The sequence below is a fragment of the Mesorhizobium sp. M0800 genome (genome assembly GCF_040320095.1).
In the GTDB taxonomy this organism is placed as follows: Bacteria; Pseudomonadota; Alphaproteobacteria; order Rhizobiales; family Rhizobiaceae; genus Mesorhizobium.
This window is the reverse complement of record NZ_JAMYOZ010000046.1, coordinates 17,131-35,725: the sequence shown is the minus strand read 5'-3', so window position 1 is coordinate 35,725 and position 18,595 is coordinate 17,131. Positions and strand designations below refer to the sequence as shown.

Here is an 18,595-nt window from a genome sequence, read left to right as displayed (position 1 = left end):
AAGGCTGTCACCCTGAACGAGAACGCCGGGGAAGGCCCGACCAGGATGCCGCATGACAGCGGCATTGGTCTTGTCCGATAGTATCTCGACGTTCTCGCTACGCATCAGTGTCTCGCGGATCGGCTTGCTGCACCGTCAGAGCATGAGCCCGCTCACTCCGCAACCCTTTATGGGTTCACGACCTAGAACAAACGCTCGCCGCCTCATTTGCCACGGCGGCCTCAAGGCGAGCGAGCGGTTCCTGTAGCCCAACGCTTTCTCTTCCGGTCACTCGGCAGATGTTGTCTTGGCCCCGCCCAGAATTTCGAGACGATACGAACCGCCCCCTTCAACTCGCCAACGCCTGATCCAAATCCGCGATCAGATCGTCACCGTCCTCGATCCCGGCCGACAACCGCACCAGCGAATCCGATATCCCGATCTCGGCGCGTTTTTTCGCCGGGATCGAGCCGTGCGTCATCAGCGCCGGGTGCTCGATCAGGCTTTCGACGCCGCCGAGGCTTTCGGCCAGCGTGAACAGTTGCGTATGTTCAAGGAAGCGTTTGGTGCCGGCGAGGTCGCGGTCGAGCTCGACCGTGATCATGCCGCCGAAGGCGTGCATCTGCCGCCTGGCGATGGCGTGCTGCGGGTGGCTGGGCAGGCCGGGATAGATGACACGGCGGATGTCGGGACGGCTTTCCAGCCAGTGCGCGATCTTCTGGCCGTTCGACGAATGACGCTCCATCCTCAGCGCCAGCGTCTTCAAGCCGCGCAGCGCCAGGAAACTGTCGAACGGCCCTGAAATGGCGCCGATGGCGTTCTGCAGGAATTTCAGCCGGTCGGCGAGATCCTTGTTGTCGCCGACTACGGCGACGCCGCCGACCATGTCGGAATGGCCGTTGAGGTATTTCGTCGTCGAATGGACCACGATGTCGATGCCGAGCTCCAGCGGCCGCTGCAGATAGGGGCTGCAGAAAGTGTTGTCGGCGACTGAGAGCGCGCCTTTGCGCCTGGCAAGTGCTGCGACGCCTTCGAGGTCGACGACACGCAGCAGCGGGTTGGTCGGCGTCTCGACCCAGAGCATTTTGGTTTCCGGGCGGATCGCCGCCTCGACTGCGGCAAGGTCGGTGAAGTCGACGAAGTCGACCTGCAAATTGGCCGAGCGCTTGCGCACCCGTTCCAGCAGCCGGAACGTGCCGCCATAGATGTCGTCGGTGGCGACGATATGCGCGCCTGAATCGAGCAATTCGAAAATGGTTGCGATCGCCGCCAGCCCCGAAGCGAAGGCGAAGGCGGCTGTGCCGCTTTCGAGGTCGGCCACCGCGCGCTCGAAGGCGAAGCGGGTCGGGTTCTGGCTGCGGGCATATTCAAAGCCCTTGTGCACGCCCGGGCTCTGCTGACCGTAGGTCGAAGTGGCATAGATCGGTACCATCACCGCGCCCGTCGTCGGGTCGTGGCTCTGGCCGCCATGGATGGTGCGCGTCGAAAAGGCGAGGCGGTTTTTGCCCGAGACGGTGGCTTTGACGGTCATCGGGCGCGCCTCAGATGGTTGATCAGGTCGATGCGTGTTATCAGGCCGATGAATTCGTCGCCGTCGAAGACGATGGCGACCTCGTTGCGATCAAAGACCGGCAGCAACGCGTCCAGCGTCTGGCTGGCTTGCAGCGTGTGCAGGGTAGAGGTCATAGCCGTACTGACCGGGGCCTTGAAGCGGTCCCAGCGGCTGTCATAGGGGCCTTCGACCTTGGCGAGGATATCGCTTTCGTCGATGATGCCGACGAGCTTGCCCTCGTCCAGCACCGGCAGCTGCGAGACATCCGATCGGCGCATGCGGCCATAGGCGTTGAGCAGGCTTTCGTCCGGGCCGACGGACACGACATCGCCGGTGCGGAGCGTGCGCATGACCAGGTCGCGCAGGTCGCCATGCTGCTCCTGCTCGGCCAGGCCCTGCTCGACCAGCCAGAAATCGTCGAAGACTTTCGATAGGTACTTGTTGCCGCTGTCGCAGACGAAGGTAACGACGCGCTTCGGCACGGTCTGCTCGCGGCAATAGCGAAGCGCTGCCGAAAGCAGCGTACCGGACGACGAGCCGGCGAGAATGCCTTCCTTCGAAAGCAGGTCGCGCACCGCAAGCATGCTCTGCTTGTCGGGGATGGAATAGGCCTTCCTGACCAGCGACAGATCGGCATTGGGCGGCACGAAATCCTCGCCGATGCCTTCGACGGTCCAGCTTCCGGCCTCCACCATCTTGCCGGTCTTGATCAACGGTGCCAGCACCGAGCCGACCGGATCGGCCAAAATCATCTCGGTCTTCGGCGAGACTTTCGCAAAATAGCGGCCAAGCCCGGTCAGCGTGCCGCCGGAGCCGACGCCGACGACCACCGCATCGACATCGCCTTCGAGCTGCTGAAAGATCTCCGGCCCCGTCGTGGTCTCGTGGGCGTGCGGATTGGCCGGGTTGGCAAACTGGTTGGCGTAGAAGGCGCCGGGCAACTCGGCCGCGATCTTTTCGGCCATGTCCTGATAATATTCGGCATGGCCCTTGCCGACATCGGAACGCGTCATGCGCACCTCCGCGCCGAGCGCCCGCAGATGCTGGATCTTTTCGCGCGACATCTTGTCGGGGACGACCAGGATAATGCGATACCCCTTGGGGATGCCGACCTGGGCGAGACCGAGACCGGTATTGCCGGCGGTCGCCTCCACGATCGTCCCGCCGCGTTTCAGTTTGCCCTGTTTTTCGGCGGCGGCAATCATCGACAGCGCGATGCGGTCCTTGATCGAGCCGCCGGGATTCTGGCTTTCGAGCTTGATGAACAGCCGGCACTTGCCGATGTCGAATTTGGTCAGCTCGACGACCGGTGTCTGCCCGATCAGGTCGAGAACCGAGGCATAGGGCGGGCGCAGGCGGGACGATGCATCGTCCGGTGCCACGATCTTGTGCTTGCTCATGTCAGATGCTCCGTTGCCAGAATGAGCAACCGCCCTGGAAGACGGCAACCTACCGTCTTTTCCAGCCGTTTGCAGTTGGAAAGAAGATAGATCGTGCCAATCCGGCCGCCAGCAGGGGAATGGAATTTCGCGAAAGCTTCGCCGGGCGGGGCCTCTAGGTAGGGCAAAAGATTTGCAGAACCCGCTTAGGGTTCAGGCGATCGCCGCCTGGGCTTCGATCTCGATCAGAAAATCCGGATTGCCGAGGCCGGCGACGCGCAGCACCTTGATGATCGGCGGCGCGCCACGGTTTGCCCAGAAGGCCATCCAGGCGCCGAAGGCCGGCCCTATGTCCAGGTCGCCGGCGATATAGACCGAGAGGCTGACGAGGTCTTCAGGCTTTGCCCCACCGGCTTCGAGCACCTTTGCCAGGTTGGAAAGCGCCTGAGCGGTCTGTGCAGGGAGATCGTACCTGGCGACGATCCGGCCTTGCGCGTCGACGCCATTCTGGCCGCCGACCAGCACGATGCGCGGGGATGCCGGCAGCGACACGCCTTGCGAATAGGCCGGATTGCTGTGCACGTCCTCGGGGTTCAGCCTTTCGATGGTCACCGCGCTTTTCCTCCTCTTCAGCAAAAATTATCCCGCGGCCGCCCCGGCCGCCCATAGGATCAACGGCAATCGTGCGGGCGTTTCAACGCACCATCTCGTTCGTTGCGGCGGCCGATTCCGCCATGCTACCCGGCGCTGGGCGAACAGCAATGCAAGGAACGGCCGATGAAGATTCTTGCCTATGACAATTTCAGGCCCGGCGTCACGCTCGACGATTTACGGCCTTATCTGCGCGACGAAGTGTCGAATGTCTGGCGGCTCTGGAAGGCGGGGATCGTGCGCGAGAATTATGCGCGCGGCGATATTGGCGGCGTCATCATCGTCTTCGAGCTCGACAGCGTCGCGGAAGCGCGGCGCTACACCGAGGACTTCCCGCTGTCCAAGGCCGGGCTGCTGGAATGGCACTTCATCGCCTTCGACGCGCCATTGCCGCTGGAATTCCTGTTCGATCCGACGGTCGATATCGCCAAGCCATGGGACCGGACTGCGGCATGATCCGGGCGAGCGACGGGATCGAAATCCCGGCCAGCCTGGCTGAGTGGTGCGATCCGCGCCGCACGGCGCTGGTGGTCTACGACATGCAGGTCGGCATCTGCCGCCAGGTGGCCGGCGCCGCGACCATCGTCGAGCGTACCGGCACGGTGCTGGAAGCGGCGCGCATGGCCGGAATGCGGGTGGCGTTCACGCGCCATCTGTCGCTGCCGCGCAAATGGATGGGCGCGACGCAGCTGCGCACCGCCATGGCCTGGCAGCGGCGCGACAGCCCCGACACGGTCGAGCCGTGGTTCCCGCGCGATGCCGAAGCGACGCGGATCGTGCCCGAGCTGGAACCCCGCGATGACGAGGCGGTGTTCGACAAGCTCACGATGTCGGCCTTCGATTCCACCGCGCTCGGCTTTGCCTTGCGCGATTGCGGCGTGCGCACGATAGCGCTCGCTGGCATCGCCATGGAGATCGGCATCGAGCCGACCGTTCGCCAGGCGACCGACAATGGCTTCGTCGCCATGGTAATCGAGGACGCCTGTGGCTTCGGCAACCGCGAAGCGCGCGACCGCTCGATGGCGACGCTACGCTTCCTCGGCGAAGCCGTCGTCACCGACGTCGCAAGCTTCTGCAGCGCGCTTGCCGGTGCAGGTTGAGGGCTTGCCAGCGCAACCCACCGTTTCACGGCAATGCCGAACCGCTCTATGCCTTTGTTTTCACGCGATTGCGGACGGAAAACCGCTCCGCGCTTTTCCGGAATTGATCTAGGTGGTGGCTGCGCTGTCGGTGCGAAAGCGCACACCCTCGGCGCGGCCATGCACGCTGCCCCAGTCATAGAGCGCCTGCAGCGCGGCGGCGAGATCACCGCCGCGCCCGGTCAAGGCGTAGCGCCCCTTGCCGTCCGGCGACGTCTCGAGCGTGACGAAGCCGATCTCGACAAGCTCGGCCAGGCGCTGCGTCAGCATCTTGTCCGAGAGTGAGGGGATCAGCCGGCGCAGGTCGGAATAGCGCATCGGCTGTTCCTTGATCCGCGCCAGGATCACCGTCTTCCATTTGCCGCCGAGCGCGTCGAGCGCGAACTCGACCGGACAGCCGTACAGTCTTCCGCGTTGGGTCATGCGCCAATGCTAGGCAAGGCACGGTGACAACGGAAGCAGAATTTGCCCGGTCATCTGGCCAGGGTCGCGGCTCACGGCCTGGCCGGCTACAAAATCCATGGAGGAGAACGAAGATGAGCGCCCGCGACACCAATTCGGTCAATGCGAGACAGCCGAAACGTGTGGCGTCATCGCCAACCCGGCTGTCTCGACCACCACGGGCTGGACGGTCGGCTTCTGGTGGAGCGAGCTCCCGCACCCTTGGTTCGCCTTCACCGAACGAGGCTATGAGGTCGAGATCTTTTCACCCGGCGGCAGGTGTCCTGCGTCCGGAATTGCGTCAAGACAAAGGGGCCTCATCCGAGTAAGCGCTTGCTTAGCCGCGCACACTGCACGCGAATATCGGGAATGGCGTCGATTTCGAAGAAGGTGCCGCGCGTCAGTGGCCCGACGGCGAGGATCTTGGCGAATACCGTGCCGTCGCCGGCGATGACCTCGCAGTTCGCGGTCACGTCGAGGCCGAGACTCAGCGGATCCGGCCGTGCCAGCCCACGCTCGACCAGCGACCGCACCACGCTGTTCGAGGTGGTCGAGATGTCCCTGGCGATGCCTGTGCAATCATAGATGCGAGCAAAGTCGAACCTTTCGAGGTGCTGCGTGTGGCGCGACTGGACCTGTACGCTGAAGCCGTCGCCGGCGGCGATCTCGACGACGCGCCCGGCGACAAGGCGGATGCGGCCCGCTTGCACCGCCTCGGCAACGCGGGCGTAGACTTCAGGCGCCATGCGGTGGCGGTGGATATCCCACCAGGCTTTGGTGTGCTCGACGAAGCGGCGCTTGGCCGAGGACGGCCAGTTCTGCCAGATCTTCTGGTTGAAGGGTCTCAGACCGTCGACGACGTCGCGCCAGTCGATGCCGGCCTTCTGGTTTTCCCGGATCAGGTCGCGGAACCAGCCGACGAAATAGGAAAGCTGGGTGCCGAGCGGAATGTCGGCAACGTCGAGCTTGATCGGATTGCCCTTGCGATGCGGCGAAGGCAGCAGGCCGCGCCGAGACACCGCGACGATCGCGCCGCGGTGGCCGCGCTGCTCGAGCGACAGGAAGGCATCGACCATGCTCAAGCCCGTGCCCAGCACCATGACTCGGGCTTCGGGGTCGAGCGCAGTGTCGGCCTCGGATCCCATCCTGATCGCGTGGCCCTGCCCCGCCCCCGGCTCTTCGTCATGGCCGGTGGCGAGCACGGCGAGATGCGCAACCACGCTGGTGCCGTTGGCCAGCGCCACTTCGACGCCTGACGTGGTCGGCGAGATCGACAGGCTCTCCTCGCGGATTAGGCGCAGCCGGCCCGTCTGCTGCTCACGCGCCTCGAGCTCGTCGAGCAGCTCCTTGAGATAGCGGGCGTAGACGCTGCGCGGCGCATAGACCGGCGCCTGTTCCGGCGTTGCCAGGCCGCGTTCAAGCAGCCAGCGCGAGAAATTGCCGGGATCGTCGGCATAGGCGCTCATGCCCGACGCGCTGACATTCAGCACATGCGCCGACAGCAGCGTTGAATAGGCCATGCCTTGCCCAAAATGAGGGCGTTTTTCGATCAAGCTGACACGTAGATCGGGATTGGGCGACTTCAGCAGATGCGCGGCAAGCACGACGCCGCTGGCACCGCCACCGACAATGATGATCGAACTTGGCGTAGCGCGCACCGTCATGCGCACACCAGCTGTCCTGGCGATCGTCGCCGGCTCAGGAGAGATTGGTTCAGGCTTGGATTTTCAACGCCGCCGAAAAATCCTCGTCGCCGGCGATGTCGCGCATTTCGGCGAGGCTGCGCTGGTCCAGCACCTCGGCGATGGCCTGCCGGACCTCCAGCATCAGGTGTCGGACTTGGCATGTCGCCTCGTGGCAGTCTTCGCAGCGCTGATACTGGGTGCGGCTGGCGCAAGGAATGGGGGCAAGCGGTCCGTCGAGCACGCGCACGACGTGGCCGACCTTGATCTCGTCCGCCGGGCGTGCCAGCCGGTAGCCGCCCTCCTTGCCCTTGCGGCTCTGAACGAAACCGGCATTGCGCAATTCGCCAAGGATGGCATCGAGGAACTTCTTCGGAATATTGTTTCCTGTGGCGATGTCGTTGACGAAGGCGAGCTGTCCAACCGGCAGGCGCGCCAGATGGACGAGCGCCTTGAGGCCGTATTTACCTTTTTTCGTGAGCATAACCCGAACGTTTCTCTGTCATGCGATGGCGCAAGGCCACCGGTTGCGAAACGCCTGGCGTGCCTCCCCGCCGCGTCCAAGCTGTCACTACAGATAAATTCTAGTGACATGATATACAAGCCGAGAAACGTTGATTTTGCTTCGTTTTCACGCCGCAATGGCCATTTTGGCCGGGGCTTGTGCTCTTGGAAGCACAGAAGCCGCCGCCAATGGCGCACCGCCAAACTGGCCGGCGGCAGGAATGTCCCCATCGGCGAGAATACCGACAGCAGCTTCTGCCCCTGAGTTTGAAGGCCAAAGCATGCCGCGCGCGGCAACAAGGAGGGTGGCGTCGCTCATCGTCCTCTCCAATCCTTCAATGTCGATAAGGATACTAGACTTAACCGCGAACACAGGGAACTTGTTTCCAATTTCTTGGCTACTCGCAGCATGGTTTGCCGATGCAGGGGCGAAAACGGGAAAATCCTTGGTGCGCGCATGGACGACGTGGAAGAGGTTCCCCGGGCAAGGACGATGGTTCTCACCCGGGCCGTCCCGTCACCCAGAAGCGCGCGAACTGCCATAGCCAGATGATTTTTTCTAACAAGACCGAACCGATTGGAAGGATTTAACTCTACAAGAACGATAGAGTTAGATGACTATGAAACGCAATCCGGGTTTTTCTCGTTTCCAAGGAGCCTTTCATGTCCACCATTTCGCGACGTATCGTTCTCTTGTCCTCGGCGGCCTTGGCTGGTGCGGCCTTTCTCGGCCCAGCCGATGCGCAGGACCTCAAGATCACTATCGGCTACCAGACGGTCGTCGAACCCTCGAAGGTGCCGCAGGCCGACGGCGCCTATGAGAGCGCGACCAAGGCGGCAATCGACTGGCGGAAATTCGATTCCGGCGCCGACGTGATCGCGGCGATCGCTTCCGGTTCGGTCGACATCGGTTATGTCGGCTCGAGCCCGCTGGCGGCGGCGGCGAGCCGCGAGCTTCCCATCCAGACAATCTTCATTGTCGGGCTGATCGGCGAATCCGAGGCCCTTGTCGCCCGCAACGGCGCCGGCATCGAGAAGGCCGCCGACCTTGCCGGCAAGAAGGTGGCGGTGCCCTTCGTTTCGACGACGCATTACAGCCTGCTTGCCGCGCTGAAGCATGAGGGTGTCGACCCGAAGTCGGTCGATATTCTCAATCTGCGGCCACCGGAGATCGCGGCGGCATGGGCGCGCGGCGACATCGACGCCGCCTATGTCTGGGATCCGGCACTCGGCCAGATCAAGACTTCGGGCAAGGTCGTGCTGGATTCCTCGCAGGTCGCCGCCTGGGGCGCGCCGACCTTCGACGCCTGGATCGTGCGCACCGACTTCGCCGAAAGGAACCCGGAAGCGGTGCGCGACTTCGTCAAAGTGACGGGCGCGGCCTATGCCGAGTTCCTGGCCAAGCCGGACGTCTGGTCGGTGACGTCGCCGCAAGCGGCGAAGATCGCCACGATCACCGGGGCCAAGCTGGAGGACGTGCCGCAACTATTGAGGGGCTATGTCTTCCCGACGCTCGAGGAGCAAGCCTCGGACAAGTTCCTCGGCGGCGGCACGGTCAAGGCGGTCGAGGCGACAGCGGCCTTCCTCAAGGAGCAGGGCAAGATTGACGCCGTGCTGCCGGATTATTCGAAATACGTGTCGTCGAAATATGTCAGCGAAGCGCTTGCCTCGAACTGACGCCAACGCGCGCGGTTCTCCTTCCCTGACGCCGCGTGCTCCCTGCCCCGAACCGCTTGCGAGGAGCGGCTTCGGGGCAGACAGATTCGGAATATCGGCGAGGTTCCCATGACGCATCTCGTGCTCGACAAAGTCTCGGTCCACTATGACGGTCAGCCGGCGCCGGCGGTCGAAAATGTGTCGATTGAGGTCGCCAAGGATGACTTCGTTGTCCTGGTCGGCCGCTCAGGCTGCGGCAAGACCTCGTTGCTCAACGTCGCTGCGGGCCTGGTCGAGCCTGTGCGCGGACGCGCCACGATTGGCGGCAGGCCGATCACGGCGCCAGGCTCGGACCGCGCCGTCGTGTTCCAGAACGACGCGCTGTTTCCGTGGCTGACCGCGCGGGAAAATGTCGCCTTTGCACTCAGGCTGCGCGGTGTCAGGGCTGCCGAACGGGCGCGGACTGCCGACGACCTTCTGGCGCTGGTGAAACTCGACGGCGCCGGCGATAAGCGCATCTGGGAGCTTTCCGGCGGCATGCGCCAGCGGGTCGGCCTGGCCCGGGCGCTGGCGGCCGAGCCGCAATTCCTGCTGCTCGACGAGCCGCTGGGCGCGCTCGATGCGCTGACACGCGAACGCATGCAGACAACGCTGCTCGATCTGTGGACGGCAAGCCAGGTCGGCGTGCTGATGGTCACGCACGGCATCGAGGAAGCCCTGGTGCTGGCAACCCGTATCATTGTGTTCGCTCCCGGCCCTGGCCGGGTGGTGTGGAGCTTCGAGACCGGCTTCAGCCGGCGCTATGCAGCCGGCGAGGCCATTCGCAGCATCAAGGCCGATCCCGCCTTCGCCGCGGCGCGCGGCGAGTTGACCGACGCGATCTTCGAAGGGGAGGCAGCATGACCGTTACCTCCTATACCGAGCGGCCGCAGCGCTCCAAGGTCGACGACGGAGGCGACGCGCTGTCGGTGCCATGGTCGCGGCCGCGGCCGAGACGCAGCCGCGTTTCGGCCCGCTTGGTTAGTGCGATCACCATTCTGATGATGCTGGCGGCGTGGACGGTATCGGCCCGCCTGCAATTGGTGTCGCCGGTTTTCCTGCCGTCGCCCGTGGCAGTCTGGAACAAATTTGCCGTCGTCGCCCGTGACGGCTTTGTCGACGCGACGCTGCTCCAGCATATTGCCGCCAGCGTGTGGCGGGTGTTTGCGGCGTTGATCATCGCCCTTGTCATCGGCGTTCCCATCGGGCTGGCTATCGGCATCAGCACGATCGGGCGCGGCATCTTCGATCCGCTGCTCGAGTTCCTGCGGCCGATCCCGCCGCTCGCCTATCTGCCGCTGATCATTATCTGGTTCGGCATTGGCGAGCCGTCCAAGATCCTGGTGATTGCCATTGCCATGCTGGCGCCGGTCGCGCTGTCGACGGCATCGGGTGTTCGCGGCGTCTCGAAGGAGCGCATCAATGCAGCGCGCTCACTTGGCGCCACGCAGCGCCAAGTGATCAGGCACGTGATCCTGCCCAGCGCGCTGCCCTCGATCCTGACCGGTCTGCGCATCGCGCTTGGCGCCGGCTGGTCGACGCTGGTTGCCGCCGAGCTGGTGGCAGCGACACGCGGGCTCGGATTCATGATCCAGTCCGCTGCCCAGTTCCTCGTCACCGACGTGGTGGTGATGGGCATACTGGTGATCGCGGCCATTGCCTTCGTCCTCGAATTCATCATCCGCAGGATCGAGCGGGTGCTCGTCCCGTGGGCGGGGCGGGAGTAACCGGACCGGAGACGTGACGATGCCCCATTCCACCGCTGTACTGTTTGCGCATTTCGGCCATTGGCTCCGCCTGATCAAGGCCGGAGACAAACAGCCGCCTGAAGACGAACGCAAAACGCCGACGCCGGTCCAGCTGGATGCCGAGCGCAACCGCCTGCCGCCGCGTGACGAAAGTTTCTACTGGGGCTGGCAATACTGGTCGCGGTGAGCGGCCGCCACGGGTCCGCTGCTGCTCCGGCGGGCGCGCGCCTGAGGATCGACGCCTGCTCAACCACGAGAGCGGTTTGCCCAGGCCAGGCCGACCAGGCCGACCAGCACCGTCACGATGCCGGCATAGAGCCATTGCGACTGGCCGGTCATGAAGCTGCCCTGGACCCAACCGATGCCTTGCAATGACCACAGCACGCCGGTGGCGAGCACAATCAAGGCCAGCAGATTTTTGATCAATCTCATTGCTGGAACTCCTTTCCAAGTCGATCGTCAGCCGCGTTCCGGCCGGAATGGAACAGCTAAAAGAAGCGGTTCGGTCACGCCAACTTCTACTTAGATGCTAACCTCTGATCCTGCGCAAGACATGCGGAGATCGGTGCAAAGATCATCAAAGAAGCTGTGTCGTGCTGCGGAAACTCTCTGACCAATTGTTTCGGACCGACTCCAAACGTGTAACATTGTCATGGAACCGACAGATCATTGCCGCATTTGCTGCCTCATTCGCCCCTAACCGCTGCGGGTCTGTCAACGGAGCCAGTCCCCAACACATGAACAAAAGCAATCGGACCGCGCTTGTCGCGGCCACTATCGCGGCTGGCCTGATGGTCGGCGCATCCAGTGCCAGCGCCGCCGCTCAGTGCGGCCGTGCCTCCTGGTACTCACTGCATTCCAGAACCGCTTCCGGCGAACGCATGAACCCGTCGGCGCTGACCGCAGCGCATCGCAGCCTGCCGTTCGGCACCAAGCTGAAGGTGACCAACCGCAACAATGGCCGCAGCGTCGTCGTGCGTATAAACGACCGCGGCCCGTTTATCAGGGGCCGGATGCTCGATCTGTCGAAGGGCGCCGCCAGCCAGCTTGGCTTCATCAGCTCGGGTCACACCGCTGTCTGCATGGCACGGGTCTAACGGCCGCCACGGCCGGACACCGCCTCCGACGCTCGTCCCCAATAGCCGTGCTGCTTGCCAGGCCTTCGCAGGTGCACATTGAGCCGGCTGTTGCCGTTCCAGGCGGATTCTCAACGCCTTGGACGAAAGAACGAGCATAAATCACGCAAGTTGACGTATTGCATCGCAGCAGATTGTTGCTAACTTCCCCGCAAGGCATTCAAGGCTCGGCGCTGCTCGTCGGCCCTTCGATCGCAGTCGGCAGCGGGGTTCTCGATGTTCTACCAGCTCTACGAACTGAACCACGCCGCCTTGCAGCCGGCGCGCCTCTATGCCGATGCGGTGCGCCTGTTCTACTCCAATCCGCTCAATCCGGTCTCACACACGTCCTGGGGCCGCTCGGTTGCGGCAACGGCCGAATTGTTCGAACGCACGACGCGCCGCTACGGCAAGCCGCAATTCGGCCTGACCAAGACCGTGGTCGACTGGAAAACCGTCGAGGTCAGCGAACATACAGTCTGGTCGCGGCCGTTCTGCAACCTGGTTCGTTTCGAGCGGGCGGTTCCGGCCGGGCGCCGGCCGGATCCGAAGCTGTTGATCGTCGCGCCGATGTCGGGCCACTACGCGACGCTGCTGCGCGGCACGGTGGAGGCGATGCTGCCCTATGCCGACGTGCACATCACCGACTGGGTCGACGCCCGCATGGTGCCGCTGGCCGACGGCAGCTTCGATCTTGACGACTATATCGACTACATCGTCGACATGCTGCATGCGCTGGGCCCCGACACCCATGTGATGGCGGTGTGCCAGCCTTCGGTGCCGGTGCTGGCGGCGGCGGCACTGATGGAAGCCAAGGGTGATCCGTTCGTGCCCTCGACGATGACGCTGATGGGCGGGCCGATCGACACGCGCCGCAATCCGACGGCGGTCAATCTGCTGGCGCAGGAAAAGGGCATCGACTGGTTCCGCGACAACGTCATCATGCGCGCGCCCTGGCCGGTGCCGGGCTTCGGCCGCGAGGTCTATCCCGGCTTCCTGCAGCTTTCGGGGTTCATGAGCATGAACCTCGACCGCCACATCATCGCCCACAAGGACTTCTTCATGCACCTGGTGAAGCATGACGGTGACAATGCCGAGAAGCACCGCGACTTCTACGACGAATATCTGGCGGTGATGGATCTGACGGCGGAATTCTACCTGCAGACCGTCGACACCGTGTTTGTCCGCCAGGCCTTGCCCAAGGGCAAAATGACGCATCGCGGCGTGGCGGTCGACCCTTCGGCGATCCGCAATGTCGCCCTGTTCACGGTCGAGGGCGAGAACGACGACATCTCCGGCCTTGGCCAGACCAAGGCTGCGCACGACCTGTGCATCAACATCCCGGCTGACAGGCACGCCCATTACATGCAGCCGGCGGTCGGCCATTATGGGGTGTTCAACGGCTCGCGCTTCCGCTCCGAAATCGTGCCGCGCATCGTCGATTTCATTACCAGCTACGGCCGTCAGAATCGGGGTTGCGGTGAAGCCGAAACTGGTCAGGACCGGCAAGAAATAGGCGACCAGTGATGATGCCCGTCAATCCGCATCAGGTCGGTCAATGCCAAAATCATCGGCTGGCGGGGCCGTGCGGCCGGTCGACCTGTTGCACAATAGTCGCGTTGGCGCCACGCGGGTAACCATGCCGCAAAAATCAATCCATCCTCATAATTGACACGGACTGTAAATACCCCTTAACGTTTCGTTAACAACAAGGGACAAGCGGGGACAATGATTTCCTCACCAATGGCGAGAACGCTGCGCCTGTGCGCGCTGGCTGGACTTACTGTGGCGGCAGGTTGGGCCGGTTCGGCCTCGGCGGCCAGCCCGATGATAACAGGTGGCCCGACCTCGCAGCCGATCGGCCATTATGATTTCTGCAAGAGCTACGCGTCCGAATGCTCGATCCGCCCGAAGGATCTGTCGCCCGCCAGCCTGACAGGCTCGCTGTGGCGCAAGCTGCTCAGCGTCACGGCAAAGGTCAACGCCGCCGTCAAGCCGGAGAGCGACTTCGACATCTACGGCAAGGACGAGGTCTGGGCCTATCCCGACAAGGGTGTCGGCGACTGCGAGGACTATGTCCTGGAAAAGCGCCGTGAGCTGAACCGGCTTGGCGTCTCGTTTGCCGATCTGCTGATGACCGTCGTGCGCAAGCCCGACGGTGAGGGCCACGCCGTGCTGACGGTGCGCACCGACAAGGGCGACTACATCCTCGACAATCTGACCGACCAGGTCCGTTCCTGGGACCAGACCGGCTATCGTTTCCTCAAGCGGCAGGCGATCGACAATACCGGCCGCTGGGTCTCGATCCGCGGCGGCCAGCAGGTTCTGGTCGGCTCGGTCCAGTAACAAGGCAACTCATTTCGGCTGTGCCAGCGCGGCGCGGATCGACGCAATGATGCGGCGAAGCTCGGCTTCGTCGAGCTTTTCGATGTTGTCGGCCAGGAGATTGGCAAGCTCGGTCGCCGCAGGGCTAAGACCCGACGTGTCGAGCTTGACGCGCGGATGCGAGGTTTCGGCCAACCGCGCCAGTTCCTCGGCCTCGTCCCAGATGATGTTGAAATAGCCGATGATCTTCTGGATCAGCGTCCAGCTCGGCGCGCCGCGGCGGCCGTGTTCGAGCGCCGAGAGATAGGCTGCGCTGACGCCGATCGCCTTGGCCATGTCCTTCTGGCTGACGCCGCGCTCGTTTCGCAGCACGCGAAGCTTTTCGCCGAATGGGGTCACAAGCGCACCTTCATGGGTGCATCCTCATAGGTGCGTCCCTCATGGGCATGTCCTCATGAGCGCGCCCGCCGCAAGCGGATATAGAGCGCACCCGAGCCGCCATGTTTGCGGGCGGCATGGTCGTGGCTGGAGACGAGGGGCCGGAAGGCGGGTGTCGACAGCCATGACGGCACGGCGCGCCGCAAGACGCCATCGCCGCCCGACGAGGAACCCTTGCCGGTGATCACGAGGACGTAGCGGATGCCGCCGGCATGCGCCCGGCACAGGAAGGAAAACAGCAGCGAATAGGCTTCGTCCTGGGTCAGGCCATGCAGGTCGACGCGGCCTTCGATCGGCAGCCGGCCCTTCGACAGCTTGTCCAGCGTCGGTTCGTCGAGTGCTTGGGAGACATGCTGCGCCTTCTGGTTTGCGGCCGTGGCAGCATTGCCCGCGACCTGTGCCGGCGGCGGCGCCTGCCTGGTCTCGTCGATCTCCGGCCCGACGTCTGGAATTTCGACGGCGGTTCTGCCCTTCAGCGGTTTTGCCGTGCGCGCCACCAGGTTCCACAGCACCCGGTCGTCCTCGCTCAGCCTGTCGATGCGCCGGGTCATCGGCCTGCTCCTGAAACCAGCGCCCGGGGGATCAACGCATAAAAATCTGCGGCGTTGCGGATAACGCCGGCGATCTCGCCGGCCGCATCGCCCGACCCGGCAAATAGATCGCCGCGGGCCGGCCCGGTGATCGCCGAGCCGGTGTCCTGCGCGATCATCAGCCGCCGGAACGGTTTTCCGTCGAAGACGGTCAGCGACGGTGCATCGATATGGAAAGGCGTGCCGAACGTGTGCAGCAGCCGGTCGACGGCGATCGAGCGGCCGGGTGTCAGCGGCACCTTGGCGGCAGCGATCGGGCCGCGCTCTGGGTCGTCGACGCCCACCTCGCGGAAGAAGATGTAGGAGCGGTTGCGCCAAAGGATCTCGTCGACGCGTTCCGGATGCGCCTTGAACCAGGCACGGATCGACTGCATCGTCACTTTCTCCAGCGGGATCTCGCCTTCCTCGCTCAAGATCTTGCCCGGTCCGGTAAAGCGCTGGCCGGATTTGGCGGCATAGGTGATGCGGCGAAGCCTGCCGTCGGTCATCTTGAGCCGTGCCGCGCCCTGCACGTGAATGAAGAAGGCGTCGACCTTGTCGGCGAGCCAGGCGATTTCCAGCCTTTTTCCGGCAAGCGCGCCGCATTCGATCTCGCCGCGGTCGAAATATTCGACCGGGCCGTTCGGCGCCGCACGTGCGAAGGCGAGATAAGGATCCATGCCGGAAGGACGATTGCCGTCGTCGATGTCGACAAGGTCGGCCGGGCGGGCCAGCAATGGCACCGGAAACTGCTCCGTTCGCACCGGCGAGGCGTCGACCTCCGGCTCGTAAAAGCCGGTGACCAGGCCGGGACCACCATCTTCGGCATCGATACGGGCCGGAACGAAATGGCGCTCGAAAAAGCTTCTGGCCTGCAACCGATTCGCCGGCGAAACGGTGCGCGCTTCGGCATAGGCGTCGGCAAAGCCGCTGAAATCGACGCCGAGCGCGCCGGAGCGGTAGGGTTTGGTCAGGACATGAAAGGCCGAGCGGCGAAAGGCGTCAAAGGCCGGGAGGTGGTCGTCCTCGCCCCAGCCCGGCAATTCGCCAAAGGATTTTTCGCTGAAGGTTCGAGAAAACGACACGACAGCCTCCGCCGCCGTCCAGTTCAGTCTTCTTCTTCGGTGGCGACGAGCTTCCAGTTCGGATCGCGCGAGCGCGCGTCACGAGCGAAGGTCCAGACATCCTTGACCTCGGCGACGGTTTCGGGATCGCCGTCGATGACGGCGCCGGCCTTGTCGCGGGTCGCCGAAATCAGTTCGCTGACGATGCGCAGCGTGATGTGCGCCTCGCTGCCCTTCATCTCGGCCGAAACGATGTCGGCCTTGTCGATGCCGACGAAGGAGGACTGGATCTTTTCGGCTTTTGCCTCGCGGTCGCCGATGGCCGCGACGAAGCCGTCATAGACCTCGCGCGACAAAAGGTTCTTCAGCGTTTTGCGGTCGCCATCGGCGTACGCCATGACGATCATCTGGTAGGCCATCTTGGCGCCGTCGACGAAGGTCTTCGGGTCGAAGGTCGGATCATTGTCCTTGATCGCCCGCAGGCCCCGGTTGAGATCGGTGTCGGGCTTGGCAAAGGCATCGATCGCCACATAGGTGTCGGCCGCCGGCTCTCCCGCCAGCCGCTTGCGCGGCAGCGAAACCACGTTCTCGGGTTTCTGGGCGGCATCCTTGTCGTTTTTGCGCGCTGCCGTATATGGATCGAAGGGTGGGCGCTCGTTGCCCGTGCGTCGGCCAAGCACGTTGCGCAGCTGGAAGAAGATCACCACCGCCGCAATCAGAAAGAAAATCGTGCCGAAGTCGAAGAAGCCCATATCTTCCGCCAATCAATCCCTGCTTTGGCCGGACCAGCGGCCAAGCAAGGGCCGCGATCACATAGCGTTCAGTATCCAAAGCATATAGAACGCATGACGCAATCATTCAAATCAAAGGCAGCCATACCTATCTAACAGCTCTGGTGCCAGCGGCGATTGCTCGCCGGCCGGCAAAACATCGAAAACGATCGGTCAAGATTTGCGTATCTCGCTGCTTCCCCTGTTCATTCTCGCGCTTCCGCTGCTGGAGATAGCCGGTTTCGTTATTGTCGGCCGCCAGGTCGGCGCGCTGGCGACAGTCGGCTTGGTGCTGGCCTCGAGTGTCGCCGGCGCCCTGCTGCTGCGGCACCAGGGTTTTGGCGTGATGGCCAGGGTCCGTGCCGAAATGGATGCCGGGCGTGATCCGAGCGGCCAGCTTGCGCATGGCGCCATGATCGTGCTGGCAGCGATCCTTTTGATCATCCCCGGCTTCATCTCGGATATTTTCGGCCTTCTGCTGTTCCTGCCGCCGGTGCGCGATCTTGCCTGGCGGATGCTGAAAGGCCGCATCGTGCTGGCAACCGATTTCAGCAGTGGTTTGCGGGCAAGGCAACGCGGCAAGACCATCGATCTCGACGACGGCGACTATTCGCGGGCCGACGACCATACGCGCGGACCGGGTTCTCCCTGGCGCCGCCTCAAGGACGAGTAGCTGCAAGGCAACCGGCGTCTTTTGCAAACTTGTCTTGTCGGGCCGGCCATGATAGCGAACGCCCGAATTTCAATCCGGTCAGCAACGCTGCCCAGGCAAAAGGACCACAGCTTATGGCCAGCAACGACGACGCGCCGACCGGCGCAGCCAACGGTAATGGAAATGCGGCGCAGCCTTCGCTCAACGTGCTTGCGCAATATGTGAAGGACCTGTCCTTCGAAAGCCCCGGCGCACCGAACTCGTTGCGCGGCCGCGACAAGGCTCCCGGCATCGCCATCAATGTCAACGTCAACGCCAACCCGCTTTCGGACAAGCAGTTCGACGTCAATTTGACGCTGAACGCAAAAGCGTCGTTCGACCAGGAAGTGCTGTTCAACGTCGAGCTGGTCTATGGCGGCGTCTTCTCCATCAGCGGCTTCCCGCAGGAGCACATGCTGCCGATCCTGTTCATCGAATGCCCGCGGCTGCTGTTCCCGTTCGCCCGGCAGATCATCGCCGAGGCAACACGCAACGGCGGCTTCCCGCCGCTGATGCTAGACCCGATCGATTTCGCGCAGATGTTCCAGCAGAAGCTGGCCGAGGACCAGGCTGCCGCCGCCAAGGTCAAGGTGAGCTGAGGCTGGTTAGCTCGCAGCGCTTGGAAGAACCCGGCGCGAAGCCGGGTTTTTTATAATGATGTCCCGCCCGACAGGCTGAAGGCCAATCGGACGCAAGCGTCGATGGTTCTCTTCAGCGGCAAGTCGAATATCTTCGAGATTAGCCGAATATCACTGCGCCTTCGTCATCCCAGGGCGGAGCAGGAGCGAAGCGACGTCGCGGAGACCCTGGGATGACGAAGTGGAGGGATATTTCAGCCAATCTCCAAGGTTTG

At 63.4% G+C, this 18,595-nt stretch carries 24 protein-coding genes; 11 read left to right on the top strand and 13 right to left on the bottom strand.

What is annotated here, in order from left to right:
* The 4 genes from NKI18_RS33470 to NKI18_RS31120 all read right to left on the bottom strand — a co-directional run.
* The coding region (locus NKI18_RS33470) for a DUF6959 family protein (RefSeq protein ID WP_502900796.1) at positions 1-105 on the bottom strand (105 nt) is incomplete at its 3' end.
* A 223-nt stretch (positions 106-328) separates the two neighbouring features.
* Entirely contained in the window at positions 329-1,510 is a 1,182-nt protein-coding gene (locus tag NKI18_RS31130; protein WP_352621355.1) for a cystathionine gamma-synthase, read from the bottom strand.
* The gene (locus tag NKI18_RS31125) at positions 1,507-2,931 is read right to left on the bottom strand and encodes a pyridoxal-phosphate dependent enzyme (RefSeq protein WP_352621353.1); all 1,425 of its coding nucleotides are present in this window, start codon (positions 2,929-2,931) and stop codon (positions 1,507-1,509) included. The genes NKI18_RS31130 and NKI18_RS31125 overlap by 4 nt, the downstream gene beginning before the upstream one ends.
* 192 nt (positions 2,932-3,123) lie before the next feature.
* Complete coding sequence (locus NKI18_RS31120) at positions 3,124-3,522, bottom strand: RidA family protein (RefSeq protein WP_352621352.1); 399 nt, start codon at positions 3,520-3,522, stop codon at positions 3,124-3,126.
* Between the two features lie 165 nt (positions 3,523-3,687).
* Here NKI18_RS31120 and NKI18_RS31115 point away from each other — a divergent pair, with 165 nt between their 5' ends.
* Together NKI18_RS31115 and NKI18_RS31110 are read left to right on the top strand one after the other, a co-directional pair.
* Positions 3,688-4,017: a hypothetical protein gene (locus NKI18_RS31115; RefSeq protein ID WP_023675896.1), complete on the top strand. Its 330-nt coding sequence runs from the start codon at positions 3,688-3,690 to the stop codon at positions 4,015-4,017.
* On the top strand, positions 4,014-4,661 hold the full coding sequence (locus tag NKI18_RS31110; RefSeq protein WP_352621351.1) for a cysteine hydrolase family protein: 648 nt from the start codon (positions 4,014-4,016) through the stop codon (positions 4,659-4,661). The genes NKI18_RS31115 and NKI18_RS31110 overlap by 4 nt, the downstream gene beginning before the upstream one ends.
* A 108-nt stretch (positions 4,662-4,769) precedes the next feature.
* On the opposite strand, the gene NKI18_RS31105 is transcribed toward NKI18_RS31110, so the two are convergent.
* The 4 genes from NKI18_RS31105 to NKI18_RS31090 form a co-directional block, all read right to left on the bottom strand.
* Positions 4,770-5,123 carry a winged helix-turn-helix transcriptional regulator gene (locus NKI18_RS31105; RefSeq protein ID WP_352570132.1) on the bottom strand — a complete coding sequence of 118 codons (354 nt, stop codon included), beginning with the start codon at positions 5,121-5,123 and terminating at the stop codon, positions 4,770-4,772.
* A gap of 335 nt (positions 5,124-5,458) precedes the next feature.
* Positions 5,459-6,805 (bottom strand): FAD/NAD(P)-binding protein, encoded by a 1,347-nt coding sequence (locus NKI18_RS31100; protein ID WP_352621349.1) that lies wholly within the window; start codon positions 6,803-6,805, stop codon positions 5,459-5,461.
* A gap of 49 nt (positions 6,806-6,854) precedes the next feature.
* A complete protein-coding gene (locus NKI18_RS31095) occupies positions 6,855-7,307 on the bottom strand; it encodes an RrF2 family transcriptional regulator (protein WP_352621347.1) in 453 nt (150 codons plus the stop codon).
* 147 nt (positions 7,308-7,454) lie between these two features.
* Positions 7,455-7,646, bottom strand: coding sequence for a hypothetical protein (locus tag NKI18_RS31090; RefSeq protein WP_352621345.1), 192 nt, complete (start codon positions 7,644-7,646; stop codon positions 7,455-7,457).
* A 344-nt stretch (positions 7,647-7,990) separates the two neighbouring features.
* Between NKI18_RS31090 and tauA the strand changes: the two genes are divergently transcribed.
* From tauA to NKI18_RS31070, 4 genes are all read left to right on the top strand, one after another.
* On the top strand, positions 7,991-9,004 hold the full coding sequence (tauA, locus tag NKI18_RS31085) for a taurine ABC transporter substrate-binding protein (RefSeq protein WP_352621344.1): 1,014 nt from the start codon (positions 7,991-7,993) through the stop codon (positions 9,002-9,004).
* Between the two features lie 108 nt (positions 9,005-9,112).
* Positions 9,113-9,886, top strand: coding sequence for a taurine ABC transporter ATP-binding protein (locus NKI18_RS31080; protein ID WP_352621342.1), 774 nt, complete (start codon positions 9,113-9,115; stop codon positions 9,884-9,886).
* Positions 9,883-10,749: an ABC transporter permease subunit gene (locus tag NKI18_RS31075; RefSeq protein WP_352621340.1), complete on the top strand. Its 867-nt coding sequence runs from the start codon at positions 9,883-9,885 to the stop codon at positions 10,747-10,749. Before NKI18_RS31080 ends, NKI18_RS31075 begins: the two co-directional genes overlap by 4 nt.
* 19 nt (positions 10,750-10,768) lie before the next feature.
* Positions 10,769-10,957: a hypothetical protein gene (locus NKI18_RS31070; RefSeq protein ID WP_352458578.1), complete on the top strand. Its 189-nt coding sequence runs from the start codon at positions 10,769-10,771 to the stop codon at positions 10,955-10,957.
* A 59-nt stretch (positions 10,958-11,016) separates the two neighbouring features.
* Here NKI18_RS31070 and NKI18_RS31065 read toward each other — a convergent pair whose 3' ends face one another.
* The gene (locus NKI18_RS31065; protein ID WP_352621339.1) at positions 11,017-11,202 is read right to left on the bottom strand and encodes a hypothetical protein; all 186 of its coding nucleotides are present in this window, start codon (positions 11,200-11,202) and stop codon (positions 11,017-11,019) included.
* Positions 11,203-11,507: 305 nt separating this feature from the next.
* Between NKI18_RS31065 and NKI18_RS31060 the strand changes: the two genes are divergently transcribed.
* From NKI18_RS31060 to NKI18_RS31050, 3 genes are all read left to right on the top strand, one after another.
* Positions 11,508-11,867, top strand: a complete 360-nt coding sequence (locus NKI18_RS31060; RefSeq protein ID WP_352453649.1) for a septal ring lytic transglycosylase RlpA family protein — start codon at positions 11,508-11,510, stop codon at positions 11,865-11,867.
* 255 nt (positions 11,868-12,122) lie between these two features.
* Positions 12,123-13,412 (top strand): polyhydroxyalkanoate depolymerase, encoded by a 1,290-nt coding sequence (locus NKI18_RS31055; RefSeq protein WP_352621337.1) that lies wholly within the window; start codon positions 12,123-12,125, stop codon positions 13,410-13,412.
* A gap of 201 nt (positions 13,413-13,613) precedes the next feature.
* The gene (locus tag NKI18_RS31050) at positions 13,614-14,231 is read left to right on the top strand and encodes a transglutaminase-like cysteine peptidase (protein WP_352453647.1); all 618 of its coding nucleotides are present in this window, start codon (positions 13,614-13,616) and stop codon (positions 14,229-14,231) included.
* 9 nt (positions 14,232-14,240) lie between these two features.
* On the opposite strand, the gene NKI18_RS31045 is transcribed toward NKI18_RS31050, so the two are convergent.
* The 4 genes from NKI18_RS31045 to NKI18_RS31030 are packed head-to-tail and all read right to left on the bottom strand — an operon-like array spanning position 14,241 to position 17,033.
* A complete protein-coding gene (locus NKI18_RS31045; RefSeq protein WP_352570112.1) occupies positions 14,241-14,609 on the bottom strand; it encodes a helix-turn-helix domain-containing protein in 369 nt (122 codons plus the stop codon).
* 53 nt (positions 14,610-14,662) lie between these two features.
* Positions 14,663-15,199 (bottom strand): Smr/MutS family protein, encoded by a 537-nt coding sequence (locus tag NKI18_RS31040; RefSeq protein WP_352621336.1) that lies wholly within the window; start codon positions 15,197-15,199, stop codon positions 14,663-14,665.
* The gene (mltA, locus tag NKI18_RS31035) at positions 15,196-16,302 is read right to left on the bottom strand and encodes a murein transglycosylase A (RefSeq protein ID WP_352621334.1); all 1,107 of its coding nucleotides are present in this window, start codon (positions 16,300-16,302) and stop codon (positions 15,196-15,198) included. The genes NKI18_RS31040 and mltA overlap by 4 nt, the downstream gene beginning before the upstream one ends.
* Before the next feature lie 23 nt (positions 16,303-16,325).
* A complete protein-coding gene (locus NKI18_RS31030) occupies positions 16,326-17,033 on the bottom strand; it encodes a Tim44/TimA family putative adaptor protein (protein ID WP_353021724.1) in 708 nt (235 codons plus the stop codon).
* A 199-nt stretch (positions 17,034-17,232) separates the two neighbouring features.
* On the opposite strand from NKI18_RS31030, the gene NKI18_RS31025 reads away from it, so the two are divergent.
* Both NKI18_RS31025 and secB read left to right on the top strand, forming a co-directional pair.
* Entirely contained in the window at positions 17,233-17,724 is a 492-nt protein-coding gene (locus tag NKI18_RS31025) for an FxsA family protein (RefSeq protein ID WP_023675916.1), read from the top strand.
* 113 nt (positions 17,725-17,837) lie between these two features.
* Positions 17,838-18,341, top strand: a complete 504-nt coding sequence (secB, locus tag NKI18_RS31020) for a protein-export chaperone SecB (RefSeq protein ID WP_352453643.1) — start codon at positions 17,838-17,840, stop codon at positions 18,339-18,341.
* Positions 18,342-18,595 lie beyond the last annotated feature (254 nt).